General features: G+C 52.8%; 33 protein-coding genes (1 of these 33 cut by a window edge). 22 read left to right on the top strand and 11 right to left on the bottom strand.

Annotated features, from left to right (window positions below):
• Nucleotides 1-453 carry the 5' portion of an outer membrane protein assembly factor BamD gene (locus DY250_RS10490; RefSeq protein ID WP_115612832.1) on the bottom strand. It extends 369 nt beyond the left edge of the window, so 453 of the gene's 822 nt are visible here — the first part of the coding sequence; it begins with the start codon at nt 451-453; its stop codon lies off the left edge, out of view.
• 50 nt (nt 454-503) lie between these two features.
• Here DY250_RS10490 and rluD point away from each other — a divergent pair, with 50 nt between their 5' ends.
• A complete protein-coding gene (gene rluD, locus DY250_RS10495; protein ID WP_115612241.1) occupies nt 504-1466 on the top strand; it encodes a 23S rRNA pseudouridine(1911/1915/1917) synthase RluD in 963 nt (320 codons plus the stop codon).
• Between the two features lie 438 nt (nt 1467-1904).
• The gene (locus DY250_RS10500) at nt 1905-3122 is read left to right on the top strand and encodes a tyrosine-type recombinase/integrase (protein WP_115612242.1); all 1218 of its coding nucleotides are present in this window, start codon (nt 1905-1907) and stop codon (nt 3120-3122) included.
• Nucleotides 3123-3408: 286 nt separating this feature from the next.
• Here DY250_RS10500 and DY250_RS13790 read toward each other — a convergent pair whose 3' ends face one another.
• From DY250_RS13790 to DY250_RS10520, 6 genes are all read right to left on the bottom strand, one after another.
• Nucleotides 3409-3630, bottom strand: a complete 222-nt coding sequence (locus tag DY250_RS13790; RefSeq protein ID WP_147293510.1) for a hypothetical protein — start codon at nt 3628-3630, stop codon at nt 3409-3411.
• Nucleotides 3631-3657: 27 nt separating this feature from the next.
• Nucleotides 3658-5394, bottom strand: coding sequence for a DUF927 domain-containing protein (locus DY250_RS10505; protein ID WP_172542333.1), 1737 nt, complete (start codon nt 5392-5394; stop codon nt 3658-3660).
• Nucleotides 5395-5396: 2 nt separating this feature from the next.
• A complete protein-coding gene (locus DY250_RS14065) occupies nt 5397-5750 on the bottom strand; it encodes a hypothetical protein (RefSeq protein ID WP_172542335.1) in 354 nt (117 codons plus the stop codon).
• Nucleotides 5751-6007: 257 nt separating this feature from the next.
• Nucleotides 6008-6361, bottom strand: a complete 354-nt coding sequence (locus tag DY250_RS10510; protein ID WP_115612244.1) for a hypothetical protein — start codon at nt 6359-6361, stop codon at nt 6008-6010.
• An 11-nt stretch (nt 6362-6372) separates the two neighbouring features.
• Nucleotides 6373-6639, bottom strand: a complete 267-nt coding sequence (locus DY250_RS10515; RefSeq protein ID WP_115612245.1) for a hypothetical protein — start codon at nt 6637-6639, stop codon at nt 6373-6375.
• On the bottom strand, nt 6636-7352 hold the full coding sequence (locus DY250_RS10520) for a hypothetical protein (RefSeq protein WP_147293511.1): 717 nt from the start codon (nt 7350-7352) through the stop codon (nt 6636-6638). Before DY250_RS10520 ends, DY250_RS10515 begins: the two co-directional genes overlap by 4 nt.
• A 312-nt stretch (nt 7353-7664) precedes the next feature.
• Between DY250_RS10520 and DY250_RS10525 the strand changes: the two genes are divergently transcribed.
• Together DY250_RS10525 and DY250_RS10530 are read left to right on the top strand one after the other, a co-directional pair.
• Nucleotides 7665-7964: a type II toxin-antitoxin system RelE/ParE family toxin gene (locus DY250_RS10525; protein WP_115612247.1), complete on the top strand. Its 300-nt coding sequence runs from the start codon at nt 7665-7667 to the stop codon at nt 7962-7964.
• A 3-nt stretch (nt 7965-7967) separates the two neighbouring features.
• Nucleotides 7968-8279 (top strand): addiction module antidote protein, encoded by a 312-nt coding sequence (locus DY250_RS10530; RefSeq protein ID WP_115612248.1) that lies wholly within the window; start codon nt 7968-7970, stop codon nt 8277-8279.
• 13 nt (nt 8280-8292) lie between these two features.
• On the opposite strand, the gene DY250_RS10535 is transcribed toward DY250_RS10530, so the two are convergent.
• Genes DY250_RS10535 through DY250_RS10545 form a run of 3 tightly spaced genes read right to left on the bottom strand, consistent with a single transcriptional unit; the run spans nt 8293 to nt 9357 of the window.
• On the bottom strand, nt 8293-8805 hold the full coding sequence (locus DY250_RS10535) for a single-stranded DNA-binding protein (RefSeq protein WP_115612249.1): 513 nt from the start codon (nt 8803-8805) through the stop codon (nt 8293-8295).
• A gap of 46 nt (nt 8806-8851) precedes the next feature.
• A complete protein-coding gene (locus tag DY250_RS13795) occupies nt 8852-9082 on the bottom strand; it encodes a hypothetical protein (protein WP_006984787.1) in 231 nt (76 codons plus the stop codon).
• 5 nt (nt 9083-9087) lie between these two features.
• The gene (locus DY250_RS10545; RefSeq protein WP_006984786.1) at nt 9088-9357 is read right to left on the bottom strand and encodes a helix-turn-helix transcriptional regulator; all 270 of its coding nucleotides are present in this window, start codon (nt 9355-9357) and stop codon (nt 9088-9090) included.
• Between the two features lie 185 nt (nt 9358-9542).
• On the opposite strand from DY250_RS10545, the gene DY250_RS10550 reads away from it, so the two are divergent.
• The 3 genes from DY250_RS10550 to DY250_RS10560 all read left to right on the top strand — a co-directional run bounded on the left by DY250_RS10550 (nt 9543) and on the right by DY250_RS10560 (nt 11412).
• Nucleotides 9543-10172, top strand: coding sequence for a hypothetical protein (locus DY250_RS10550; protein ID WP_147293512.1), 630 nt, complete (start codon nt 9543-9545; stop codon nt 10170-10172).
• 150 nt (nt 10173-10322) lie between these two features.
• On the top strand, nt 10323-10739 hold the full coding sequence (locus tag DY250_RS10555) for a hypothetical protein (protein ID WP_115612252.1): 417 nt from the start codon (nt 10323-10325) through the stop codon (nt 10737-10739).
• Between the two features lie 94 nt (nt 10740-10833).
• Nucleotides 10834-11412: a hypothetical protein gene (locus DY250_RS10560; protein ID WP_115612253.1), complete on the top strand. Its 579-nt coding sequence runs from the start codon at nt 10834-10836 to the stop codon at nt 11410-11412.
• Between the two features lie 202 nt (nt 11413-11614).
• Here the strand turns inward: DY250_RS10560 and DY250_RS10565 are convergent, their stop codons facing one another.
• Nucleotides 11615-12259 (bottom strand): S24 family peptidase, encoded by a 645-nt coding sequence (locus DY250_RS10565; protein WP_006984781.1) that lies wholly within the window; start codon nt 12257-12259, stop codon nt 11615-11617.
• 118 nt (nt 12260-12377) lie between these two features.
• On the opposite strand from DY250_RS10565, the gene DY250_RS10570 reads away from it, so the two are divergent.
• The 15 genes from DY250_RS10570 (at nt 12378) to DY250_RS10635 (ending at nt 26757) form a co-directional block, all read left to right on the top strand.
• On the top strand, nt 12378-12629 hold the full coding sequence (locus DY250_RS10570) for a transcriptional regulator (RefSeq protein WP_006984780.1): 252 nt from the start codon (nt 12378-12380) through the stop codon (nt 12627-12629).
• On the top strand, nt 12622-13203 hold the full coding sequence (locus tag DY250_RS10575) for a lytic transglycosylase domain-containing protein (protein WP_115612254.1): 582 nt from the start codon (nt 12622-12624) through the stop codon (nt 13201-13203). Before DY250_RS10570 ends, DY250_RS10575 begins: the two co-directional genes overlap by 8 nt.
• Nucleotides 13204-13241: 38 nt before the next feature.
• Nucleotides 13242-13556, top strand: coding sequence for a TrbC/VirB2 family protein (locus DY250_RS10580; protein WP_115612255.1), 315 nt, complete (start codon nt 13242-13244; stop codon nt 13554-13556).
• Nucleotides 13553-13888 (top strand): VirB3 family type IV secretion system protein, encoded by a 336-nt coding sequence (locus DY250_RS10585; RefSeq protein WP_115612256.1) that lies wholly within the window; start codon nt 13553-13555, stop codon nt 13886-13888. Before DY250_RS10580 ends, DY250_RS10585 begins: the two co-directional genes overlap by 4 nt.
• Nucleotides 13889-13891: 3 nt before the next feature.
• The gene (locus DY250_RS10590; RefSeq protein WP_115612257.1) at nt 13892-16306 is read left to right on the top strand and encodes a VirB4 family type IV secretion/conjugal transfer ATPase; all 2415 of its coding nucleotides are present in this window, start codon (nt 13892-13894) and stop codon (nt 16304-16306) included.
• Nucleotides 16263-17042 (top strand): type IV secretion system protein, encoded by a 780-nt coding sequence (locus DY250_RS10595; protein WP_115612258.1) that lies wholly within the window; start codon nt 16263-16265, stop codon nt 17040-17042. The genes DY250_RS10590 and DY250_RS10595 overlap by 44 nt, the downstream gene beginning before the upstream one ends.
• Nucleotides 17043-17051: 9 nt before the next feature.
• On the top strand, nt 17052-17996 hold the full coding sequence (locus tag DY250_RS10600) for a type IV secretion system protein (protein ID WP_115612259.1): 945 nt from the start codon (nt 17052-17054) through the stop codon (nt 17994-17996).
• Between the two features lie 114 nt (nt 17997-18110).
• The gene (locus DY250_RS14070) at nt 18111-18278 is read left to right on the top strand and encodes a hypothetical protein (protein WP_172542337.1); all 168 of its coding nucleotides are present in this window, start codon (nt 18111-18113) and stop codon (nt 18276-18278) included.
• On the top strand, nt 18275-19015 hold the full coding sequence (locus tag DY250_RS10605; RefSeq protein WP_115612260.1) for a VirB8 family type IV secretion system protein: 741 nt from the start codon (nt 18275-18277) through the stop codon (nt 19013-19015). The genes DY250_RS14070 and DY250_RS10605 overlap by 4 nt, the downstream gene beginning before the upstream one ends.
• Nucleotides 19012-19935 (top strand): TrbG/VirB9 family P-type conjugative transfer protein, encoded by a 924-nt coding sequence (locus DY250_RS10610; RefSeq protein ID WP_115612261.1) that lies wholly within the window; start codon nt 19012-19014, stop codon nt 19933-19935. The genes DY250_RS10605 and DY250_RS10610 overlap by 4 nt, the downstream gene beginning before the upstream one ends.
• Nucleotides 19895-22318, top strand: coding sequence for a zincin-like metallopeptidase domain-containing protein (locus tag DY250_RS10615; protein ID WP_115612262.1), 2424 nt, complete (start codon nt 19895-19897; stop codon nt 22316-22318). The genes DY250_RS10610 and DY250_RS10615 overlap by 41 nt, the downstream gene beginning before the upstream one ends.
• Nucleotides 22318-22773, top strand: a complete 456-nt coding sequence (locus DY250_RS10620) for a hypothetical protein (RefSeq protein WP_147293513.1) — start codon at nt 22318-22320, stop codon at nt 22771-22773. The genes DY250_RS10615 and DY250_RS10620 overlap by 1 nt, the downstream gene beginning before the upstream one ends.
• Nucleotides 22770-23825 carry a type IV secretion system protein VirB10 gene (gene virB10 / locus DY250_RS10625; protein ID WP_115612264.1) on the top strand — a complete coding sequence of 352 codons (1056 nt, stop codon included), beginning with the start codon at nt 22770-22772 and terminating at the stop codon, nt 23823-23825. The genes DY250_RS10620 and virB10 overlap by 4 nt, the downstream gene beginning before the upstream one ends.
• 9 nt (nt 23826-23834) lie before the next feature.
• Entirely contained in the window at nt 23835-24866 is a 1032-nt protein-coding gene (gene virB11 / locus DY250_RS10630; RefSeq protein ID WP_006984766.1) for a P-type DNA transfer ATPase VirB11, read from the top strand.
• Nucleotides 24859-26757, top strand: coding sequence for a type IV secretory system conjugative DNA transfer family protein (locus DY250_RS10635; protein WP_115612265.1), 1899 nt, complete (start codon nt 24859-24861; stop codon nt 26755-26757). The genes virB11 and DY250_RS10635 overlap by 8 nt, the downstream gene beginning before the upstream one ends.
• The last annotated feature ends 8 nt before the right edge of the window (nt 26758-26765 follow it).

Below are 26765 nucleotides of genomic sequence, written 5' to 3' on the forward strand. Positions count from 1 at the left end.
GCGGCGCACCAATTCGTCGAAATAGTTAAACGCCTGTTTGAGCGGCTGCGGATCGGTTTGCGCAAGGTTGATAGGATTCAGACGGTCAAAAATACTCACGTCCTTTTCGTAAGCGAAGACGCCGCGCATATAGTAGGCATAATCAATATAAGGATGCTGCGGATAGGTACGTATGAAGTTCTCGATCTCCGCCTGCGCTTTTTCGGTCTCACCGTCGCGATAATAGGAATAAGCCAAATCTAGCGTCGCCTGTTGCGCGATTTGCCCGAACGGGTAGCGGGCAAGCAGCTTGGTATAATGTTTGCTGGCGCTGCTGTAAGCGCCATCTTTCATTTCAGCCTTGGCGGTTTGATAGAGTTTTTCGGCACTCCAATTTAGCGTTTCGTCCTGCTCCCATGACGAGCAGGCTGACAAGCCGCCCAAGAGACCCAAACTGAGAAGAATTTTCTGCATACGCGGCATTGTTCGCTCCAAGATTTTGAAAAAACCGCATTATAAACACCATGACAACAGAACCCTACACGCTCAACTGTACCGCTGACGAAGACATCCGTGGCTGGCGACTTGACCAGTTCCTTGCCCATATCGCTCCTGATTATTCGCGCAGCCGCTGGCAGACGAGCATCAAGGCCGGGCTTGTGCAGATAAACGGTAATCCCGCCCGCGCCAAAGACCACGTCTATCCAGGCGACAACGTCCGCGCGCAAATCGCCGTGGATACCGAAACTGCCGCCTCTTCGCAGGATATTCCGCTCAACATCATTCATGCCGACGCCGACATCATCATTATCGACAAACCGGCCGGACTGGTCGTCCATCCGGCGGCGGGCAATCCCGACGGCACCCTGCTGAACGCCCTGCTGCACCACTTTCCCGAAACGGCGCAACTGCCGCGTGGCGGCATTGTGCACCGCCTCGACAAAGACACCAGCGGCCTGCTCGTTATCGCCCGCAACCTGCGCGCCCACGCCCACCTCGTGCGTCAGCTGCAAGAACGCAGCATGGGGCGCACTTACCTCGCCCTCTGTTATCGCTACATCACCGCCGGCGGCACCATCGACCAGCCGCTGGGGCGCCACCCGCGCGACCGCCTGAAAATGACCATCCGTGAGGACGGCAAAGATGCCGTAACCCATTACCGCATCGAAGAACGCTACGGCGACATCGCCACCCTGCTGCGCGTCAACCTTGAAACCGGCCGCACCCACCAAATCCGCGTCCACCTCGCCGCGCAACACAACCCGCTGGTCGGCGACCCGCTCTACGGCCTCGCCAACCCACCCGGCAAAGGCATCCCGGCTGACATCCGCCAAGCCCTAATCAACTTCCCGCGCCAAGCCCTGCACGCGGCCGCCCTCACCCTGTACCACCCGGCGGACGATAGCGAGCACACCTACACCAGCCCGCTCCCTGCGGATATGGCCAAATTGCTGGATACCTTGCGCATCACTTATCCCGCGAACTAACCAATCTCCGTCCGCCAAGCAGGATAAACACTGACTCCACCAAGCGGGATAAACACTGACCCCGCCAAGCGGCGCAAACACTGCCCCCACCAAGCGGCGCAAACACTGCCCCCACCAAGCGGCGTAAACACTGGCTCCGTCAAGCGAGATATAGCTAATCAGCTTATTTTTTCATACAACATTTACGCCAATCTTTCCGCATTTGCGCAATATTCAGGGAAGATTTGTATGAAGGATTAAGAGCATTGACTATAAACACTGACTTCGCCAAGCGGGATAAACAACGATGTTCGTAAGTGTTTCTGACCGTTCCGGCTGCTTTCGATAGGCATTGATTTAACAGCATTTTTATCCGTATCCGTTTCTCAGTGTTCCTTATCATCCCTGATTTATTGGGGAATTTTCTGGGGAATTTCGTATGATGCCTGGAAACATTTGATGGAGAACACCATGTTGACGGATATGAAAATCAAACAGGCGAAGAAGGAGGACAAGCCCTACAAGTTGACTGACCAAAATGGTCTGTATTTGCGGGTGGCAAAGAAATCCAAGCGCTGGTATCTGCGCTATACGTTTGAGGGCAAACGGCAGGAACGTCCATTGGGGGCGTATCCCGGCGTTACGTTGGCAAAGGCAAGGCAACAGGCGGCAGATGCTCAGGCCAGTCTGGAAGAAGGAATCGATCCGTTTGCGAAGTCGAAAGAGGTTGCAGGGGCATCGATCACTTTTGGCGAGGCGTTTGAGACGCTCTTTGCTATTGATACCGGCAAGCTGACAGCGACCACGCTGTACTTCCGCCGCCAAACCTACGAAAGGCACCTCAAAGCATTGGTCAATCGCCCCCTTGACAAGATCACGCCGCAAGAAATCAGGGACATTGTGTTGCCGCTGCATGATGCCGGGCATGAAGCATTGGCTAAAAAAGTCAGGGGGGTAGTATCAAAGGTCTATACGGATGGTGTGGTGCGTTATGGCCTGACTTATGACCCATCCCAGGCGAGCAGACGGCTGGTCAAGGTGAAGAGGATACGCCATCACCCGCATATTGAGGATAAACGCCTCCTGGGGCGTCTCCTGGCCGATATTGAGCGGGGGAATGGCGGAACATCACTGTCGGTTGTGACGGCGCTCAGAATGCTGCCCTATCTCTTTGTCCGGAAACACGAGCTGCGGCACATGCATGGACGGGATATTGACCTCGATGATGCCCTTTGGCGGGTGCCGGTCGAGGTATGCAAGATGCGGTCGCCTCACCTGGTGCCGCTCCCCAGGCAGGTTGTCGTCATGCTGCGTGAACGGATGGCCTTGATTGGCTCCGATGGTTATTTGTTTCCAAGCCCGGTGCGGGATGAAGGAATCATTGGTGCCAATACTCTAAATCTTTACCTGCGGCGCTTGGGGTACGACGGCGCAGTCATTACGCCGCATGGTTTTCGCGGGACAGCCTCGACCGCCCTGCATGAAGCGGGCTATGCCAGCGAATGGATCGAAACCCAGCTTGCCCACCTGGAACGCAACGATACGGCGGCCGCCTACAACCACGCCAAGTATTTGCCGCAGCGGCGGAAGATGATGCAGGAATGGGCGGATTTTCTTGATGGCCTGAAAGAACGGTATGGCCGGGAAGAAAGAGGTTCCAATGCATCGAAAAAATAGTAACGTTTGTATATTAGTTTTTTAAATATAGCTTTCTGCGAGTATACAGGTGGAAAAACTGCAAAATCATCAGAGTTTGTAGTTTATCCCTTATAACATATTGAAATAAATATAAAAAACTCCAACTCAACGCCTGAGTTTGGCGTAGTTGGAGCGTAGTTGGTTGAGTTGACCAGCTTCTGTTTTTATTGGATTTTTTTCACTGCGGGGTTTTGGCAGTTTTTTGAGTGGGTTCCCTGCTTATTTCATGAGCAGTTCCCCAAGTGTCTTTTTTTGTCTCTGATTATCATTTTTCGCGTGTGTTCATGTTGCGGTGTGCAAATTTTGCTCGTGCCGGACCCTCTTCAGGGCGGTAGTCGATCAGTGCGCCGGAAAAACCGGTTTTGCCGCTGCGGATAACCCCGGTTTCCCCCTGAAACAGGTGCAAGCCCTGCGTCATCCGCCAATGGCAGATACAGGCACTGCGTTCGTGCCGTTGCTGCCCTGCTGTCAATGTCATTTGTAGCATGATTTTTTCTGCTCTGGCAGGGTGGGATCAGGTCTCGGTGTCCGTGGGCGGCGAGATGCCCCGGAAAACCAGAAAGTAACCCAGGCGCTTGCGCCGCCCGGTGGCCGGATCCTTACCGTAGAGTTGGGTTGTCCAGCGATCGTTCGTTTCGTCGCGCAGTAACCATCCCGCCTTATACAATTCTTCCTTGACTTTCTTCTCTTCAAAACCCTGCACGATCTTTTCCCGGAATTCTTGCGGCAGGACGTAGTAGAGATCTTCGTCAGTATCGTAAGTCCCGCGCCTGACGTAGCCGGGGAAAGGTTTGGAAAAGGGGTAGAGCGGGGGATTTTCCGGATTGAGGAAGTAGGGGTCTTGCGTCTGCATGAAGTCCCCGGCGGCGCGCAGGATTTGCATGGATTCGTAGGATTCCGAGCGCGGTTGCATGCCTAGCCAGTCGGCAAAGCAGCGGTTGATGCCGTCCATTGCGTCTGCGGCGGCAAATCCGGTCAGATTCCATTCGCAGGCCAATTCCAGGGCGACTATCGCCACCGCAAACATCCGCGCCGCCCGTGCCATCTGGTCATTAACGACATAATCGCGTTGCAGGGCTTCAAGCCGTCCGGCAAAGCGCCTGGCAAGGGTGTCGCGAACATTCTTGTCGGCCAGCAGGTGTCGAACGAAAGCGCGGCCGGGGCTGCCGTAATAGTGGCAAACCGCGCCGTTCATGTGCTGTGTGAAGGCGCGGAAGTCAGGGAATTGGTGATGGTTGTCGAGGCCGTGCGGAATAGACAAGCAACGCACCATGTGGCCGGCCATCGTGATTTTGCCGTGCTTGCTCAGATGGGATTCCAGCGTGGTTTCGCCAGTGGATACCGTCAGCGTCCGAAAGCGGATCTCGGCGCGGTTGCCCCCATCCTTGGCACCCAGTGCGCGGCCTTTGCCATTGGCCAGCGTGTAGATGCTTTGATCTACCGCCTTGCCAGTCGCGTCCTCGCCCATTTCGTCCAGCGCCAGCAGACCGTCGTTACGCGCGGCGGCATTGTTCAAAAGAGCGTAGGGGGTGGTGTTCCAGTTCTCGCCGGTGTCGCGGCCATGTCCCCACACCGATTGCGCTATACGTTGAATGGTTGTCTTGCCGCTGCTTGATTGGCCAAAGATGTGAAGAATGCCGCCATCGAGATTTAGGAGGCCCAGCAGCGGCGCGGCAAAGGCTGCCCCCAACATCAGACATATGCGGCTGTTGCCAACGGCGTAGCGGCCAATCTGCTCCTGCCATTCTTCCAGGCTGCCGCCGCTTTTGTAGCCAATACGCTTGTTGTAGCCGATTTTGCCGCTGAAATAGAGGCGTTCGTTGTCGCCGATGATGTCGCCATTCGGCAGGATATAGGCGTCGTCATGCCAACCGGCAACGTCGGTTATCCGCCATTCTGCCGCCATGACCTCCGGTTTCATTGCTTCAGTCTGGATATACTCGGTCAGCAAGTCGAGTTTGCGGCGGGCAGAGGGCACATTGATGACATTGCGCAGATAACGCCAGCCTTCGCTTGTGCCGACATCGCCACGCGGGATGATGCAATGTTCGTTATCGCCGTAACGGATGATGTGATAGTGCGTGCCTTCATCATCTGTCCCTCGTCCTATGACTTCAAAAATATCCGACAAACGGATAGGCGCGAGATAGACACTGCCGTCTGCCTTGACCGGCACATGATAGATGCCGTTGTAGTCAAAGTCAGCGTAGGTGTACGGCTGTTTGGGGTCTGCCGCGCCTTGCATGAACATCGTCAGTTGTCGGATCGCATGGGATGGGATTCCCGTTTGACGAAGGTTTTGCCCGTCGCACATCGGTAGGTAACCTTGGCCGAGCGGAAAAAACTGCTGTCATCGATAGAAATCACTTGGCACCCATTCGCCGTTTTATATTCCTGCCAGAGCTGTGCTTCAGTTTTGGGGACGACAACGAAAAAACTAAGTACATAAGCTACGCCCATAGACAAAAATGTTGATATAAGATAGAAATGGAACATGCTCCTCTCGGGGCCTTTTGTACTCCAATCATGTCTAAAATAATATTCAAGCACCATAATGGAACACGCTATCATAAATATTATTGATAAATTGAAAAAAAAGTTAGCCATATAATTTCCTACCTAATGCGCTCTATGTTGGATCTTCCACGATATGAATTTAGTTTATTTCTTATGCTAGGTTTATCTTCAGATGTTAGATTATCTTCTGAATTCAGTTGGTTTTTCGAGTCGGAGCAATCTTTTTTATACAGAATACTCATCATGTAGAGAAATAAAATTAGAGCCATTTGACCGAATCCTATCGTAATTGCTAAAAGTAATGCTTTACCAACACTTTCTGTTTCTGATAACATACATACTACCCCTTAGTTAGTTTTTCCAGCGATAACAGGAGGAAACAGTGATTTCAACTCTTGAAGATCATTGCAGTAATCTATAAATGCGACATGAATATCCGGTGGATAATCAGTATTGCATCTGCCATAGCTTTGTGACCGCACAAAGTCTAACGCGTCACCAACTGCCAGGAAGATTTCCTCGTAGTGTAAATTGAAGTGCCGACTATCCAGCAAAACCATTTCTTCTGCTTTTATCACCCAATAATATGGTTTGGCGTTGTGAGCATCATTAAGATAAATCACAACCTCATGTTCAAAAGGGATGGAGATACGGTGATATTCCTTCATTGCATTTCCCTCAATCTGTATTTGCGGGTTCATTACGCCTTCTCCTATGGATGGATAGACTGTTTAATTTTAGTGATAACGCAATCTAAATAGCGCTTACCTTCATCATCACAGGCGTTAATGCCATAATCATAAGCCTGCAAAATAGCGGCCATTTCATCCCGTGAAAGCGTTACCGTTACGGACTTCTCACTTGGCAGGATGTGGTAATAGTCAGTTAGGTTGGCGACGGCAAATAACCGCAATTGTTTTTCATCGGGCTGTTTCCGCTCTTGGGCGGTATCACCCATGACTTCATACAGCTTCTTCATGCGACATCTCCCGTGCTATCCAGCACAACAGAGGGTGATTCAGCTTCTTCGGCGCGGTACAGGCTGGCGAGTGCCCCCTTACATGACCGGTCTTGCGTGTCCGCCCAGGCATCCGGTTCATGTTTGGCAATGAGGCGCAGAGCAGCCGTCAGCCAGTCTTTTAGGTACTTGGCCGGATTTTCCGCCCGACGGAAGAGGGTGAGGGAGATATGCGCGGCACCTGTCAGTAGGGCAATATCAACGGCACCGTGCGGGTCGTGGCTGTTGAGGTTCAGGTCAATGCGGATCGGGCGGCGGGTGTCGCCCAGGACAAATTCATGAGCGGTCAAACCCTTGCTGTAAGTGCAGTCACTGGTCAGCGACAAATCGGCGGCGTGGCGCTTGGCAGCATCGATCAGGATGTCCTTGATGTCGTCAATATCCAGCAGTTCACAGGTTTCTGCGTCCTCGCCGTCATCGAGGATGAAACTGCGCAGGGGATTTTCTTCGTCGCCGTGATCCACGACTTCAATTTCCTCGACACCATCAAGGATTTTGGCCAAAAAATCGTCCAGCAGGGTGTGCAGGATGCAAAGAGTGTCGGGGGAAGGCTGGCGGCTGGGATGATCGGCCACGATGCCAAGCACTTCATTCAGAGCTTTGACGCAATCGATGGCGCGGTAGAATTCGGCGGAATTGGTGCATTCGAGCACCACCGTAGTAGATGCAGACATGGCAGTCTCCTTCTGTAAAAGCGGATGACTGTCGTCTCGGTTCCAATCGAGGGCGACAGCGTACATGGGATTGGAACTACCGCTACAGAAGAAACGGCGAACCCGAAGGTTCTCCCACGCACACTGCCATTGAAAAGGGACACAAAAATAGCGCTTGTCAGCGCCGGTGCGCTTCTGTACTGACGGGGTTCCAATCCCGATCGCGGCTTTGTGTGTCGCGATGAGTGGACTATACCGCTCAAACGCAAAAAATGTCAAGTGTAAGCGACAAAAATACTTGACGAAGTGTCTTTTACAAAAGACAATAAAGCCATGAAGACTTACCGCCTTGTAAAAACCAGAATCTTCCTGAAGTGGCTTGAAAAACAGCCTGGGCAGGTAATTTCCCGTATTGACGCCCGTCTTGACCGGGTTAGAAAGGGAAATTTCGGTGATCACAAATGGTTCGGCGATTTCGGCGAGTTGCGTCTGACTTTTGGCAAAGGCTACCGCCTCTATTACACCATCCGGCAGCAAGAACTTCTGCTGTTGCTGCTGGGTGGCGATAAAGGCAGCCAAACTCGCGACATCAAGGCTGTAAAAATGATACTTAACCGGTTGGAACAGGAGTAAATGATGTACGAAGAAAACGAAATCGTCATTACAAAAGAAGACTGCGAAATCACGCCCTATGACGTGGCGGAATTGCTGAAAGACGAAGCACATTACCGCCTGCATTTGCAGATTTCCTATGAAGAAAACGGCCTGAAAGGTCTGCAAAAAGCCTTGGGGGACGTGGCGCGTGCCAAAAAGATGACCGATGTGGCCGAAAAAACCGGCCTGACGCGACAGAATCTGTATAAAGCACTTTCTGCCGACGGTAATCCCAGCGCAGATACCTTGTTTCGGGTAATCAAGGCATTGGGGTTTCGTTTGGAGATTGTTTGATTGCAGCGCAGGATCAGAAGGGAATGTCATCGTCAAAATCCCCGCAGTCCTGCTGATTTGTCCCGCCACTATCTCGCATCGTGCCGCCGGATGCTGCGGCGTAGGCATCGCCATAATCATTGTTCTGCGGCGGCTGTGGCGGGCGTGACTGAATTGCAGGACGTTGTTGCTGCCCATTCCCCTGATTTTTGTCCGCACTGTTCAGGAAAATCAGGTCATTAACGATGATTTGTGTGCTGTAACGCGTTATGCCTTCCGGATCTGTGTACTTGCTGGTTTCCAGTTTTCCCTCAATCCACAGGCGGTGGCCGGACCTGCAATACTGACCGATGATTTCCGCCATCTTGCCGAATGCCACCAAACGGTGCCACTCGGTTTTTTCACGCTTTTGCCCGGTTTGCTGATCCGTCCAAGAATCCGATGTGGCAATGGAAAACGAAGCGACTGCATCACCTTTCTGGGAATAACGCATATTGGGATCGCCGCCCAAGTGGCCAATCAATTCAACCCTGTTCAAACTTTTCATTTGTCCTCCGCAAAGGCAGCCCACCGAAGCAGGCTGCAGACCTCCATTACTTATGATTTACCGATCCACGTTGTTTACGCTTGGCGTGACAGCGTCTAATCTTGCCGCGCAAGCGATCGATCTCTTCATCTTGATTGAGCAGCCTCTCCTTGATGTAGGCCAACAGCACTCCGGACATGACTGGATCAAGCCTCCTGTCAGGGTGATCCAATGCGATATCGAGAGCTTCCGAGATGGCCAGTGCAAGATCCAGTGATTGTTCATGTTTATTTTCCATGAGCTTTACTCCATGTTGGGTTGGGTTGAATTGACTACGGTTTTTGCCGCAGTCGCCATTTCCCTTAACCTCTCAACCGTTTCTGCGTGAATACCATTTGGCAACTCATGCGGAACATCCCACAACAGGATTGTGTATGCGTCGATCTCTGCTTCTGACCAGCGACGGTAACGCCCATCGCCATGACCACGCGGGAAAAAGCCGTTGCTGATCAGGCGGTAGATCGTTGTCCTGCCGAAGTGCAGCCTATCCATCAAGTCCTCAATTTTCAGCATTTTCACCCGGATGACCTCCGTTCATAAAGATTTACTTTGTGATGATGCGATAAGAAACCTTTTAAGTAAAGAACTTCTTTGTTTATAACAAGGTTTTTCTGTATTATATTTCTCGTCATCCCTGATTTAGTCATTAGAAATCATGTGGATACAGGCAATATCTCAAACCGCACAATGGAGTTCCCATGTATAAAAAAAGTCCTTTTATGACTGCATTGGCCGCACTGGCACTGGTCGGCGTCGTTGCACCTGATACGGCTTTTGCCGCGACCATAAACAAGCCGACAGCAGCAACCGTTGATGACTGCCGCGCCAAAGGGGGAGACAAGTATCAGCAGGTGCATGAATGCCTGGATACCAAGCTCAAAACCGCAACTCGGGCAGCAGAAGCAAAACTTGCGGATAAAGGAAAAACGGCAGCCAAAGAAGACAAAAGTGAGCAATCTCAGATTCCGCAAGTCAAAAATGATGGCAATGTGTCAGCCGATTGTCAGATTTGGCTATGTTTGCCAGCCGGTTTTCCTTCAGGCTGCGAAAGCGCCCGCAAGGCTTACCGTAAGCGCTTACGCAAAGGCAAAGCTCCTCTACCGCCCTTCTCGTCCTGCGCTGTTGGTGATAATGGTCAAGCCACTGCGGATGGTGAATTCACCTTTCGCGAACAGAGCTTGCGGCGTATCGTGGACAATAACGGCAATGTTCGTTTTGAACGTGGATTTTCGTGTCGTGAAGATAAAGAGTGGATTCCCGGGTGCAGCATTGTCCACAAGACCACAATCTTCCAGGGAAGCAAAGAAATCGGATCCCACATTGAGTAATGCCGCGCCACGCCGCAGGGACGAAAAAGCCGGATTGATTTCCGGCTTTTCTTTTGTAAACAAGGTGATGGGATACGAATATAAGGGATACTTGTCAAAGAAGAAACACCTGTTTACTATGGAAATTCCAATATTTTCAGGAAGATGAAAATGAGAGAAGAAAGATGGTATGGTCTAAATTATCTTGATGGCTTCGCGATAACTATTGCTTGTGCATTCGCCATTGGTATATCCACCATTGCCATTCTAGAAACATTTGGATTATTGGACGACTTTATCGCCATCGTGGAAGGCATAAAAACCGGCTGGGCGGCTTATATGAAGCCCTGGAAGGCGCATGGTTTCAATGCTTTCTTTGGCTGGTATTTCGTATTTCTTACCCTGATTTTCCTTTTTGTCACAGCGCTTTGGCTTGTCGCTTTCCCGTTCCTATGGTTTTTTGACATAGACTTTCCTTATTACTATATCTATTTCCCCACTATCTTTTTTATTGTCATCCCCCTGATTACCTGGATTTGCATCGGGCTTGGTTATTATTACTGGTATCTTCCCAGCCCATCTATGTAAGGATTTAGACAATGGTTCGTTATATTCTTGTCCCTAGCTCCTGAAACTACTACGCTGCCCCCCACCTGATTTTTTATAACACAAGGAAACCCCCATGAAAAAAGTCCTGCTTGCCGCAGCATTGACTCTGACCTTCTCCCCTGTTTTCGCCGAAAAGAAAACGCCCACCTACGATGTCGCCCAATTTGACATCGCCGGTATGAAACTTGGGATGACCGAACAAGAAATCAAAGCCGCGATCAAAACCTCTTTGGAGATGAGTGACGGTGACGTCACGAAAGAAGAGGGAAAAAAAGACAGAGAAATCCAATGGAAAAAAGGCAATCACAAAGTCAAAGTCCATTTTATTCCGGATGCATGGCATGACAAGATGGACGTTCTGGTAGCTGACAGAATCGAATATGGCTTACCCTATACTGAAGAAAATGTAAAAATGCTGAAAGATTCTGCTGTGCAGAAATATGGTGTCCCAAGTTCTGATTCTATTGGGAGTATACGTTGGTGCACCAGTACCGATAGCTGGGATATTTGCCGTAATGGTAAAGATGCAGAATTAAACTTATATTATGACTACACTGTTGGTATTCTTCATTTGGCTCTTGATGATGCACGTTATTTCAACGCTATACGGAAAGCGATGGACAAAACTAAAACAGAAAAGCCCAAAATCTGAAAACCAAGTTTGGGGTAGCGCAGCATTATCTTGACTTTCCCCAAATGCTAACTATACGCCCAAATAGCCCTTTTCAGTTTCCCCCGTTGAAAGCCGGGGGTTTGTTTACTTTTGCTTCCCCACGGCAGCGGGTGAAATGATAAACCCACCTTGCTGTTGACGACAAAGACGGGTGGACTACCTGCCAATCATGCACATTTGACTAAAAGTCCAGCACGGCATAATCCAATGTGCCGAATACCTTGAATTCCCCACGGTAGTTCTCGTATGCCCGGTTAATAGGCATCAAATATTCCATACCGCCTTCTTGAATAAAACGCCTGAATGTGGCGCTGCCATCCCCCAATGTCGCTGCGACAAAATCCCCACTGTCCGGATGCCGTCGGGTGATATCGAAAACCAGCAGCATTCCCTCCGGGAAAGATATTCCCGTCGCTATCATGGTGTCCCCTGTCTGCTTTACAGCAACACGAGGCGTTTTCATGCGAACCTTACTTTCTTGCGGACGCAGAGAAGGGATCCATGCCTCAACTGCAATACCCTGGGCATCAGGTGTCTGTTTTGTATCCATTTTTGCCGCATCACTCAAACTGGCCAGTAGCGGCAACAATCCAACCCTGACCTGCCCCCCTTCCCCTGTCAACAACTGATCCACAGTGATGCCGAGGTCTGCTGCCATCGCGATCAGTATCTCAATGCGCGGGTAATTCTTGTCTTTCAGCCATTCACGCGCAGCTTGCGTTGTTACGCCAAAGCGTTGCGAGAGGAAGAGAGGAAAACCGCGTCCGGTATCCTCGCCGCGTCGGGCGTAGGCCTTTTTCAGATGTGTTGAAAACTTTGACTCCATTGCGGATTTTGCTCCGATAGAAAAACCCGCATTTTATGAAAGGGTAAAAAAAGTTTTGCTTTTTATTCATTACTAATTTACCCTTAAAGCAAAGAAATTCTTTGTTTTAGAGAGACGAATGGACCTGAAAACTTATCTTCGTCAGAAGAATGGTTCTGTACAGATGATCGCCGATGCTTTCGGTGTGACAACTCAAGCGGTTTATGGCTGGTGCAAGCTCCGCATCCCGGCAGAACGGGTACTCGGCATTTTTCAGATAACAGACGGGGCAGTAACGCCATCTGAGATGCGTCCCGATATCTACCCAAACGATGAAGTGATCAAGGCCATGCTGGAATCGGATTTGAAGGCGGACAGTAGCGATGTTTGAGTTTCTCGGATGCCCCGTTGCCGTTGAACCTGCCCATATGCAGGCAGTTGTTGCCGTTGAATCGGCGGGGAACCCGTTTGCTGTCGGCGTGGTCGGACACTACCTGAACCGCCAGCCTCGCAACGCCACAGAAGCCTTGGCGCTGGTGCAGGAATTGCGCAGCCGGGGAATCAACTATTCCGTAGGTATCGCCCAAGTCAATAAGGTCAACTTCGCTGCCTACGGCCTGACGGATGCCAACCTCTTTGATCGCTGTGCCAACCTCAACGCAGGCAGCCGCATCCTTGCCGCCTGTTATGCACAGCATGCCGCCTGGGATCGCGCCTACTCCTGTTATTACAGCGGCAATCCCCGTACCGGCTTTTCACATGGCTATGTTGCTAAGGTGCAGCGCCATTTCAACAACGGCACCGTTATCAATGTCGCCTCGGCGCGCACCGACGCCAACACACCGATTCAAATTTTTCCCAGAACAATACCAGCCAAGAAAAGCGGGCAAGGAGGCAGTAAAACCATCGCCAAGAAGCAAAGTCTGTTAGCACGTCGATTGTCATCAAGTTTAGCCCACAAATAGCCGGGCGTTCATCATCAACTGATATATCAAGGGGATATATGCAAGTAACCAATACCACCCACCCTATTACCGCCAAACACCTGCGCCTCCTCGCGCTCAGTGCTCTTGTCCTGCTCGTATTGGCCGAACCCGCCCACGCACAGGCATGGGCGCAAAAGGCGGTTTCCGTCGGCGAGCAGATTGTCAACGGCCTGAAACTGCTTGGCCGTGTTATTGCCGGCGTCGTCGGCTTTTGGGGTGCCCTCGAAATCATGTCTGGCCGTAAACGCTTTTCAGACCTGATGAACTGGTTTGTCGGCGCTGCCGTCTTCCTCTCTGTAACCGAAGTCATCAACCTGATTTTTGGCGCATGACAGATACAGATATTGAAAGGACTACAGCCCCGCTCTCGCGCGGGGCAACCCGTCCACCCATGCTGCTTGGTGTACCGCTGATGGCGTTCGTCGTGGCGACGGTGCCGATCGTTTCCGCCAGCATGTTCCTTTCCCTTTTTTTCGACCGCCTCGCCTACGTCCTGCTGTTGATTCCCATCCCCGCGCTGATTGTCATGCGCGAGCTGACCAAGCGGGATGACCAGTATCTGCGCATGGCGGGACTGCAACGGCGGGAGCAGCTCTGGCTGCTGCCGAACAAGGTTGACAACACCTATTTTCTGCCGCCGAAGCCCATCCGGCACAAGGACTGAGCAATGTTGTACAGCATGGATCAACTCGTTCCCTACTCCACGCACATCACGCCGGACATCATCAAGGTCAAAGGCGGGACATACATGATGTGCTTCCGCCTCGAGGGGGCAACCTACCTCGGCAAGGATCAGGACGACATTGACAATCGCATCCACCAAATCAACGGGCTGCTCACGCAGATGCGCGCTCCGAACCGCTACAACCTTTACATCCACTCGCACTGCATCCGCCACGAATACACCCCGGAACTGGATGATGATTTTGAACCCGGTTCCTTCGCCGCCCACCTGAACGACGAATACCTCAGCAAGAAAATTTATGCGGGCAGCGCTGTCATCAAGACAGAATATTTTATTTCCGTCCTCTACCGCCCAATCCGCAAGCTCGGCGGTCTGTCGCTGTACAGTAGCACACGCAAGCAAATCAGGGTGTTTGAGCGCCAAGCCGAAGAAGAATTGGGCAAGATGAAGCGCCTGGTGCTGGATTATTTCACCGATTACCAAATTAGCGTGCTGTCCACCTTCCGCAAGGAAAACGGCGTGTTGTTCTCACAAATCCTGACTTTCCTTGGCCTGCTGATCAACCAGAAAGAGCAGGACGTGCCGGTGATGAATGCGCAAATCTCGGATTACCTACCGACGGCTACGCTTTCAGTCGGCAACAACGAAATCATCTGCATCGAGAACGACGGCAAGCGGGAATATGCCGCCGTTCTCACCATCAGTGAATATCCCGAAAGTACCCAAGCGGGAATCCTGCAACCCTTCTTTGAATTGCCGTGGAAAATGATTGTCAGCCAGGCCTTCATGCCCATCGACAAGGCAGAGGCGGCCGGCTGGCTGAAGCGGGAACGCCGCCGTGTGGAAGGCACCGGCGATGATGCCAGTGACAGCGACATTGCCGCCCTCGAACAGGCCCTGCAAGGCGTCCATGATGACCGTTTCGTTTTTGGGGATTTCGCCTGGTCGGTGATGCTTCTGGCCGATGACATCGAAACTCTGCGCCACCGCATTGCCGAGGCCATCCCCGTGCTCTCCAACTGCGGCTTTACTGCTTCCGTCAACCGCCTCGCCAAAATTCACAGCTATTTCGCGCAACTGCCCGGCAATCCACGCCTGCACCCGCGCGCGGCCAAAGTGTCATCCACCAACGCTGTGCACATGATGCCCTACCATGTTCAAAACCGGGGCAAGCAGTACGGCAACCCTTGGGGCTGCGCGCTGGCGATGTTCCGCACCGTCACGGACGAAGTTTTCTATTTCAACCTGCACGACACCGACAAACGCAGCAACGACGAAGACAAGCTGGTGGCCGGAAACGCCATCATCTCCGGCCGCACCGGCGCGGGGAAAACCGTGCTGATGAGCTTCATCCTTGCCCAGTCGCAACGCTACAACCCCCGCCCGAAACTGATCATCCTCGAACGTGATGAAGGTTCATCGGTCTTTGTCCGCGCGATGGGTGGCCGCTACTCGAAAATCAGGATGGGGGAACCCACCGGCTTCAACCCCTTCCATCTCGAAAACACCGAAAAAAACCGCACTTTCCTGCACGAACTGATCATGTCCATCCTCAACAACGATGGGCAGACGACCACAGCAGAGGAGAAGAACCAGATTGAGGTGGCTATCAAGCAAGTCATGGCCAACAAGCCGGATCTGCGCGACATCGAGACCTTTGCCAACTATCTCATCGGCGGTGAGAACAGCGTCAAGGAAAGACTGCGTGCCTGGACGCATGGTCAATACAGGTGGGTATTCAACAACCCGGAAGACAATTTCAGCATGGATGGGCATATCGTCGGTATCGATTACACCGAATTCCTCGACAACAAGGAAATCCGCAACCCGATCCTGATGTACCTCTTCCACCGCATTGAACTGATCCTGGACGGCAAGCCCGTCCTGATTGACTTCGACGAAGCCTGGAGGCCGTTCCAGGATCCCGATTTCGTGAGCTACATCGACAAGAAACAACGCACGATCCGCAAACAGAACGGCGTCATCATCTATGCGACACAGGCACCCTCTGACTTCTTCAAATATGTGCCGGATAGCTTCATCGAGCAAATCGCCACCCAAATCTTCCTGCCCAACCCGAAGGCCAAACGCAAAGACTATGTGACGAGCCTGGGTCTGCAAGAAGAGGAATACCAGATTATCAAGAACCTGCGAGTGAACAGTCGCGAGTTCCTGGTCAAGTACCAGAGCGAAACGACGCACTGCAAGCTGGATATGCACGGCATCGCCGCTGTGGATGTCCTTTCCGGTTCCGAAGCGCGCAGCCGCCATTCAGAGAAGCTGATGGAGCAACACGGCGAGCACTGGCTGGAACACTACTACCAAACCATTAACCAAGTGGGGAAAAACCTCTATGAAAGCGAAGAAGACGACGATGACGATGAAAACGCTGCCTAAGCGGCTGATACTGGCTGCCACACTGGCCGCCATTGCCCTGCAACCAGCACAAGCGGGCGGCATTCCGGTGATCGATGGCGCGGCCATTTCCCAATCCATCATGAATTCCGTCAAAGAACTGGCGGAGATGGCAAAACAACTGGAAGAAGCCAGAAATCAGTTGGTGGAGTTGAAGAAGCAGGTGAAAGCCATGACCGGCGACAAAGGTTTTGGTGAAGTCATGAAACTCGGCGGCCTGGACGAAGAACTGCAAACCACCTTTGGCGACCTACTGAAAGGCAACACCGGCTCACTGGCGGAAAAAAGCGCTACTTATCTTGGCAAAGGAGCCAAAGGTATCAACTGCGACAGCGATGACGACGTAACCAAGTCCCTGTGCGAGAGCAGCGTATTAAGCAACGTCAGTATGCTGAATTACATTGACAAACTGGATAAGCAATATGAAAACAAGCTGAAAAAGATCGAGGAGCTGGCAGAAAAAATCAAACAGACTGAAGACATGAAGAGTATTGCCGAACTGCAGGCCTCTATTTCTTTGGAAGCAAACAGCATTGCCATCCTGCAACAGCAGACGCAAACCTTCCGTGATTTGAATAATACCCGGCAACAAATGTTTGCACAAAGATCATTGGCAAAATCTGGTTCTGAAGAAATCAGACAATTTAATAAAGAACGCCGTGCAGCTTCCTCTGATGCCAAAGGAGGTAATGATTATAGCGGCCTATTAGGAAAGTAAGAGGTTAATATGGAAGAAGGAGTGATTATAGGGGTATTCCATTCTCTGGAAACAAACATACTAAGTTCCCTCCGTATGTTCTTTACCAATATTAATGTTATTACGGGTGGCATCAGTATTCTGGCTGCCGGTTGGTTTAGCATTTGGGCTCTATATCGCTCCTATCTAATCTTGGCCGGCTTGGAAGCCGGTTCTTTTATCCCTATTTTTAAGGATTTGTTTATAAAGATGATCATTGTTGTAGGTGTGGCAACTGCTCCAAGTTATTATCAAGAAGTTGTTGCCGATCTGCTTATTGAAACCACCACAAATCTAGGGAAAGAGCTTAGTGGTACGGATGATGAAAGCGTATTTACCAAAGCCGGTGAGGTATTGGATCGGGCGGTTGAAGGGTTGACCGTTTCCGGTACAGGAGGCGAAGAAGAAGAGGAGGATCCCGATGCTTCAATCTGGGTTAAGGGATGGAACTGGCTGGTAAAGAAAGCTAAAGGAATTTGGCATGTAGTCAATTATCCATTCAGTGTCGTTGCAGACTATATTAGCACCATAACTAAATTATTTATTATTGCGGCAGGTGCAAGTTATTTAGCTGTTGTTACCTTCTTTACGGTAATGACGAGTAAAATTTTTGCTTTTGCCTCTCTCACGATGGGGCCTCTTTTTGTTTTTTTTGCTGCATTTGAGAAAACTAGAAGTTGGTTCTCCTCATGGCTTTCAAGTACGATTGGATATTTGTTTACTTTTGTTACTGTTATGCTGGTTTGGGGATTTCTACTTAATGTATTTAAAGACATGTTTTATGTTAATGCAGAAAATCCATTAACATGGGGAGCAACATTTAAATGCTTATTTGCTTGCCTGTTCTTTGGAAAAATCATGGATAAAGTGGGTGATTTAGCTAGTAATTGGTTGGCACTAGCAATGTTACCGGGGGGCCAATTCATCAATTTATGACCAATTCCATAAATTTAAAGGAAGAGGAAGGAAAATAGGAAAACAGCCGCAAGAAGGTCAGCAGAATAATAATCAGGGAAATCGAAAACAAACAACCCTATCGGAGAAAAGAAGATGAAATGCCTGCTATTCATGATGTTAAGCCTGCAACTCTGCGGCTGTTCCAGTGTCAAGGAATATGAATCCGATGTGTTTCCAGAAGGGAAATGGTATCCGGTCAATCCGGAACATTTCGGCAAGACGGAAGCGCAGCGCCTGATTGAGGGGGTTACCAAGCCATGAGCGAGTTTGCCACGATGAAGAAATTTGAAGAGCGCCTAGACGAGCAGAATATTAAATCCATGCGGGTTGCCTGGACGGTCGCTGCCTTGTCATTACTGGTGACGCTGGGCTTGTCTGGTGCTATTTATTTCATGCTGCCGTTGAAAACTACCGATGTAAAAGTCCTGATTGTTGATAAAAACACCGGCTATCCGACGGAGGTTACCTCGCTGGCCGAATTTGAAACGGGCAACCTCCGCGCCATCACCGGCTCTGAAGCCCTCAACAAATTCTTCGCGCAGCAGTACATCATCCTGCACGACAGCTACCAGCATTACAGCATCCGTGACGCGTACAGCAAGGTGGAATTGTTCTCTACGGACAGTGTCTTTGCCGAGTACCGCGTCAAATTCCAGCCGCCGAACAATATCGAGCAGCGTATGGGGACAAAGCGCACGCTGGAAGTCAACGTGATTTCCCTTTCGCCGCAGAGTACACCGACCCCGTTCAAAGACGGCGACAACGGCGTCACCATGACGGCACGGATTGAGAAGCTGGTGCGCGAGGGCAGCCGCATTCTTGATAAGACCACCGGCACCGTCACCATGACTTTTGGTTACGACACCGATCTGGCCATGCAGGAAGCTGCCCGTAACATCAATCCCTTCGGTTTCCAAGTCACTTCCTATCGCTTCGATCCTGATCAAGTCGCCCAGCCGCCTGTGCTGGAATCCACAACCAAGGAGGGGGCGCAATGATGAAACCGCATACTGCCCTGCTGCCGCTTCTCGCCGTTGCGATCACTGCTTACGCCCGCCCGATTACCTATGTTGACTACGGTCAGGACAAGATTCCCAACATTGTGACCGCCGCCGGGATTGCTTCGGAAATCATCTTTGAACCGGATGAAATCATCGAATATCACACCTTCGGCTTTGAGGCCGCCTGGGAAGCGCAGGTTGTCAAAGACCACATCCTTGTCTTCAAGAGCAAAGACGCGCAGCCGCAGACCAATCTGATAGTCCACACCGACAAACGTTCCTACCTCTTCACCGTCACCGTCGGCAACAACAACTGGGAAGGACATCCGAATAAGGCTGGAGCGATTTATTCCATGCGGATGCGTTACCACGACGCCAAAGCCATGCAGAACAAGCAGGCGCGCGATGACAAGAAAGTCCTGCGCAACCGCGAGATCGCCACCTCCGATACCTACCTCTACACCAATTACGACTATCGCGCCACTGCCAACGCTTACGACATTGTACCTACCCGCGTCTGGGACAACGGCAAGATCACCTTCATGACTTTCCATCAGGGCACCAAACGCGGTGTTGCCTACGAACTCGACAGCGAGCACAAGGCAAACCTGGTCAACCAGCACACTGAAAAGAACGGCGTTTTGGTCGTACATGGCGTGTACAACCACCTGATCCTGCGCCTTGGCGATCAAGCGGTGGAAATCCGCCGCAACGACAAGAGCGGCCGCGCCGAGAACGACAGCAAGACGACGGTCAAAGGCACAGTGCGTACCGTGGATGAAAACGCACCGTCTATCTTCCGCCGTCCGCCACAAGCCACCAACGCGACGGACACGCAACAACGGCAGATTGAACAACTGATGGAGGTGTACAACAATGCCCAGAGCAACAACGAAAACGAAAGCGCCGGGGAATGAAGAAAAGCGGCTGACCGGTGAGGCACGCTTCAACGAAGAATTCATCCGTGATGTCATCACGGCGATCAAGAACAATACCGCGCCGTGGCAAAAATCATGGCAGGCGCAGCAACTGGTCGCGCCCCATAACGCCCTCAGCGGCCGCATGTACAGCGGCCGCAACATTATCCGCCTTGCCCTGATTGCCCAAGCTGCCGGTTACGAAGACCCACGCTGGGCGACATTCAAGCAGATTACCGACATGGGCGGGAAAGTCAGGAAGGATGAAAAAGGCACCGGCATCCTTTTTTTCAAAGAAGACGAAACCATCAATCCTGACGGCGAGAAAGACAGCCGCCGCACCCTGCGTTATTACCACGTCTTCAACATCGAGCAGACGGATTTGCCACGCATTCAGGTGAAGCAGCGCGAGACCGAACCTGACTTGCAAGCCTTCGCCGACATCCTCGCCCGTCACAATCCGAAAATCGTGCGCGGCGAACCTGCCTACCGCATCAACAACGACACCATCTACCTGCCGGACAAGGGCGATTTCCATACAGAAGCCGCCTATTACGCCACCGCCCTGCACGAATTGGCACACTGGACGGGACATGAAAGCCGTCTGAACCGCCCGTTGGCCAACCGTTTTGGTAGCCCCGAATATGCGCAAGAAGAGCTGGTCGCGGAACTCTCTTCCTACCTGACTTCCCTGACTACGGGACTGCCGTTCGAGCCGAACCAGTCCGAAGCCTATCTGCAACACTGGGCGGCGAAGACCGGCTCCGAACTGGAAATGGCCATGCTGCAAGCCTTCAAGGATGCCGGGGCGGTGCAAAGTTTCCTGACCGGCAAGAGTCGTGAGCAGATCATTGAGCAGCAAAGCAGCAAGACACCGGAGCCGCTGCCGGAGGTAGTAGCTACACCGCAAACATCACCAGTGTCCGACTTCTTCCGGGAAGTCATGTTTGCACAAATCAGTCAAAAGGAAGCCCGGCAGGCGCTGGGCATCGTTGAGAAAACCTTTTTGGCCGTGCCCTATCGCGAGCGGCAGGAAGCCGTCGCACTCGGCGCAGTGTGGGACAACCGCTACAAAGCCTGGTTTGCGCCGAATCTCGAAGAACAGCCGCAACTGCGTCGCTTCGTGCCGGATTTGAGCCAAACGGCGGGGGGCGCGACCCTGGAAGACTTCCGCGCGGCCGCCAGCCTGATTGGACTGGATATGCAGCACGCTGACCTCAGCGAAGGCAAGCGCCACCGTGTGCCGCTGCAAGAGCGCAGCAGTCGCGACAAGGACGGCGAATACCGCATCTTCCACAACGCTGATGGCACTACTGGTGCCTACGCCATCAATTACGCCAGCGCCGAACGCATCAACTGGTCAAACCGCAGTCACGTCAAACTGACCCCCGAAGTGCAGCGCGTATCGCTAGCGACGCAGCAGCAGACTGCCGACATCGCCCGGCAAATCGAGGCTCACATCCGCGAGCAGCGATCCGCATTGGCACAACGCACCTACGCGCAACTGCCGGACGCGCGGGGTGATGAACCCTACCTGAACAAAAAAGGCATCCAGTCCCACAGCGGCATGAAGCGGCTGGCAGACGGCACCATTGTTGTGCCACTGGTGGACGGGCAGCGTATCACCTCGCTGCAAACCATCACCCCCAACGGCGACAAGCGGATGATGTCACAAGCGCCGAAACAGGGATCTTTCTACCCCATCGGCGACCGTAAAAATCCTGAGCGGGTCTTCATTGCCGAAGGCGTCGCCACCGCCGAAACCGTGTGGCAGATGGTGACCCAGGCCGCGCCCGGCCACCGTATGCTGGTGGTGGCCGCCGTTGATTCCAACAACCTGCCCTACGTTGCCGACAAGCTGCATGACAAGTACCCCACTGCGCGGATGTACATCGCGGCCGACAACGACATCCACAACGAGCACAAGGGCCTGAAAAACGCGGGGATCGAGGCTGCGCGACAGGTAGAGGATAGATACCCCGGTGTGGTCGTGCTGACGCCGCCGGTGGACGCGCAAGCGGCACGCGGCATGGACTGGAATGATTATGCGCAGGCCTATGGCATCAAGGCAGCGACGGAGGAATTTGTGCGGCAAAGCATGGCAGCAAAAGAAGCAGCCCGGCAGCCACACGAAGCCCCTGTCATTGACCTGCAAGGATTGTCCGGGCGAGAGGCCGGTCGCAAACTGTACGAGCAGACTCGAGGCGGGGAAGCGCTTGATATGGCGCTAATCCGCCGCTCTGCGCAAGCAGCGGGGTTCCATCTGGACGAAAAAAAGCTGTCATCTCTGGCAGGAAAGGCCAGTATCGAGAAGGAAGACGCCTTTTTGAGCGCTCTGTCCCCGCGACACACCCCAACACGACAAAAGGAATACACCCGATGATGAAAAAGAACCTCAATCCGACCGCAAGCAACCGCGAGGTCGAAGCGATGATCCGTTACGCCTTGGATCACACCGAACAACTCACGCCGCAGGAGCGGCAGCGGGTGGTGGATTACCTGGGCGACAAAATCGTGGACGGCCTGCCGCTTGAAGCGGAAGAAGAAGCCCTGGTCAGCAAACTGCCGGAATTCAGGCCGGACGAAGACCCCGGCGATGTCTGGATGGGCGATTACGTCGATCAGGAAGAAATGGCGATGATGGAATACGGCTATAACATCTACAACGAAGACAAAACCCTGCAATCCCTGCGCCGGGCCCGCGAGAACGGGCGGCGCATCGGCCGCCGCGAAGCCGACATGATCCGCCGCCTGCACGGGCTGGATGTGCATGATGCGCAAGCGTTGGACGTGCGCCTTGCTGTTCTTGACGCAAAAGAGCGGGGTGATGGCGCATGAGTACGGTAGGCAGGGTCGGCGGCAATGGTGCTGGAAATGGCAGCGGCAGCGACGATGACAATGGCTTGAACGGCGGAGGTATCCGCATCTCGCCACTGAAAATTATGCTCCTTGTGCTGGCCGGGCTGGTCATCGTGGCCGCTGTTATCGTGGGCTTGTTCCTGTACATCAAAGGCTCGCTGGGTTTCGGCAGCAGGGAAAAGGACAAGACGGCAAAAACCCTGGTCGCTGCACCGGACAATATCGGCAAACTTGATTTGCCGATATTGCCGGAACCGGAAGAAGCTCCGGAAGCACCACCGCCGTTGCCGGAAGCGCAGCCCGCCACCGAACCTCCTGCCATCGCCCAGGCGGCACCAAACGCACAACCGGAAAATACCGGGCCGACACTGAACGAACGCCGCCTGGCTTCCGGTGTCGGCAGTTACCAGCAACGGCAGAAACCGGAAGAACCGCCACCGCCGACCCGGCAGGCGAAACTGCTGCGCGACGTCGACTACACCCTGATCAAGGGGACGAAGATTCCCTGTGTCCTGGAAACCAATATCATCTCCGAACAGGAAGGTTTCGCCTCCTGCATCATTTCCCAAGACGTGTATTCCAGCAATGCCCGCGTTCTCCTGATTGAAAAAGGCACCAAAGTCACCGGAGCGTACAACACCGGCCTGAAAAACGGTGATCGCCGCCTCGGCGTGGTCTGGGACCGGCTGATTACCCCTTACGACGTAGTGATCCAGCTAGATTCTCCCTCGACCGGCCGCCTCGGTGCTTCCGGTATCAGCGGCAAAGTGGATAACCGCTGGGGCACGCGTATCGGCAGCGCAATTCTTGTGTCACTAATCGATGACGCCCTGCGCATCGCCGGGGATCGCAGCAAATCCGCCAACGTTATTGTCGGTTCGCAAACCGCCGATACCGGCAAGGATATGGCGGCAAAAATCCTGGAGAAACAAATCAACCTGCCGCCGATCGTCTATATCCGCGAGGGCGAGAAAATCAATATCTACGTCGCTGACGATGTGGATCTCTCTTCCATCTACAACATCCGCTGAGGCCGCCATATGGAAATCACCGACAAGCTGGTCAGACAAATTCACAATACCTACGAACAACTCGGCATCCGCCCCTTCATGGAGCAGCCCGGCGTGACAGAAATTGTCATCAACGAACCGGGCGTCATTTACTACGAAGAAAATTCCGTGTGGAAGCGGCAAACCGTTGAGCACCGCAATTCCAACGAGCTGATTGAAGGCTTGGGCAAACTGCTGATCAATAACGTTGGCCAAAGCCAGAAATTTGACGAGCACTACCCGATGCTGTCACTGACCATGCCGGACGGTGAACGGGCGCAACTGGTGCGCCAACCGGCGGCTGAACAGTGCAGTCTCACCGTGCGCATTCCGTCCAAGACCGTGTACAGCATGGACGAGTACGACCGGCAGGGGCTGTTCGAACAAATCGTCCCGGCCAGCGACGAAATCAGCGCGGCCGACAAGGACATGCTGCGGCTGCTACACGAAAAGAAATATCGGGAATTTCTCACGGCGGCCATCGATTACCGCAAGAACATCGTTGTCTCCGGCGCGACCGGTAGCGGAAAAACGACCTTCATGAAGACCCTGCTCAGTCTGATTTCGCATGAAGAACGCATCATTACCATCGAGGACGCACGGGAAATCTTCATCGACCACCCCAACAAGGTGCACCTGCTCTATCCGAAGAATCTCGGCACCGATACCACCGTGACCGCGAAAAGCTGTCTGGAAGCCTGTCTGCGCATGAAGCCCGACCGCATTATCCTGGCGGAAGTCAGGGGGGATGAAGCCTATTACTTCATCCGCGCCTGCGGCAACGGTCATTCTGGTTCCATCACTTCCTGTCACGCCGATTCCGCGCTGATGGCCTATGAACAGATCGCGCTGATGATTAACGCCTCGCCGGAAGGCAGCGGCCTTAGTCATGATGTCATCCGCCGCCTGATTTTCATGACCATCGACGTTTCCATCCATTTCAGCAACATCCACGGCAAACGCTTCATCACCGGCATCGACTTCCAGCCGGAACGCAGAATCAGGATGCTCCGTCATGACTAAATGCCTCAAAATACTGCTCGGTATCGTCATTCTGGCCGTGCTGGCATTCAGCATCATTTGGGCGGCCAGCTTTGCCTTCCGCCTGATTTTCAGCTTCCAGGGCTTCAACCTGCGCCAGGCCTTCACCCAAGGTTTCCATCTGACCGACCAAGTGCGCAGTCAGCCGTTCGACATCTTCCATTACATGAGCCACTACGCTGCCACCTATCCGAAGCAGATCAAGGGGGCGTGGATGATGGCCGTTGGCGGACACGCGCTGGTCATCGGCACCATCCTCTACATCATTTTCGGCCGCCGCCAGCCTAATTTGTACGGCAATGCCCGCTTCGCCACCCTCCGCGAAATCAAAAAAGCCAAATTGCTTGTGCCGTCGCAGGATGTCAGAAAAGGCGGACTGTGGGCGGGCAAACGCATCATCTTCGCCCGCATCGGCAATCAGTATCTGGGCATTCTTGGTGCATTTTTTGCCTTCCTCGCTGCTCCGACCCGATCCGGCAAAGGCGTCGGTGTTGTCGTGCCAGTCGCGCTCTCTTACTCCGACAGTATCGTTGCCCTCGACCCCAAGCAGGAACTCTTTGAACAGACCGGGGCTGTGCGCGCCGATAACGGTCACGAAGTGCATCTCTTTGACCCATTTTCGGCTGAAGGCCGGACTGCACGCTGGAATCCGTGCAGCTACATCAATCGTGATCCCAAGCTGCGCATCAACGACATCAATGCTATTGCCGTCTGCCTGATCCCCGACAGCCATACCGGGGACAACTTCTTTACGGATGCCGCACGCGGCTTCTTCGTTGGCCTCGCCCTCTATTCGCTCGATAAAGAAGCCGCTTATCAGGCCGAAGGTATCACGTACACCACGACCATCAAGGCCATTCTTGACCTCGCGCGGGGTACTGGTGAGGAGGCTATTCCATACTTCGCTTCCCTGATTAAAGACCGTTTCGTCAGCGAAGAAGCGCGCAAAGCGATCAGCGCCGGGATTTCCGCCGGGGACAAAACTTTTGGCAGCATTCTGGCGACCGTCACCGCCAACCTTACCCCGTGGATGTCGCAAACCGTGGCAGAAGCGACCTCCGCCGACGACTTCGATCTGCGCGACGTGCGGCGCAAGAAAATGAGCATTTACCTTGGCGTGCAGCCACCTGATTTGGCCAAGGCCAGCAAGATCATCAACCTCTTCTACACTCAGTTGATAAACGCCAACACTGAAGTGTTACCAAGCCAGGATCGCAACCTGAAATACGAATGCCTGCTACTGATGGACGAAGCCACCGCACCCGGCCGCATTGACGCCCTGGCCAAGGCAATTGCCTACATGGCGGGCTACGGCCTGCGCTTGCTGATGATCGTGCAGTCGCCGTCACAGTTGCGCGAACCCTCGCTCTATGGCGAGCACGGCACACGCAACATCCTCAGCAACATGGCGCTGAAAATCATGTACAAACCTGACGACATTGCTGACGCGGAAGAGTATGCCAAACGGCTTGGCAAGATTACCGTCAAAAGCGACACCCAGCGCTCGCGTGGCGGCGGCAATAGGGGCATCTCACGCACGGAAACGCAAAACTCGCGTGACCTGATGCTACCGCAAGAAATCATGGAAATGGACGACAAAATTGTTCTCGCGACTTACCGCCATTGCAAATATCCGATTAAGGCGGAAAAGAACAACTTTCTGGAAGACCCTGTTTTTATTCGGGCGCAGCAGCAAAGCGGCCAACTCTACGCCAAGACCATTGCCGAACGCACCGGCGGCATAGAACACTTGCGGCAGGAAATCACCCGTATCAGCGGCGACACGGCTCAGTATCAGGACGCCACCATCGAGATGAAGAACCGTCTGCTTGGTCCGCTCGCTGATTTCATCGTCCATGAATTTACCCAATAGGAGGACAC

It is taken from the genome of Cardiobacterium valvarum (assembly GCF_900460955.1).
GTDB lineage: Bacteria > Pseudomonadota > Gammaproteobacteria > Cardiobacteriales > Cardiobacteriaceae > Cardiobacterium > Cardiobacterium valvarum.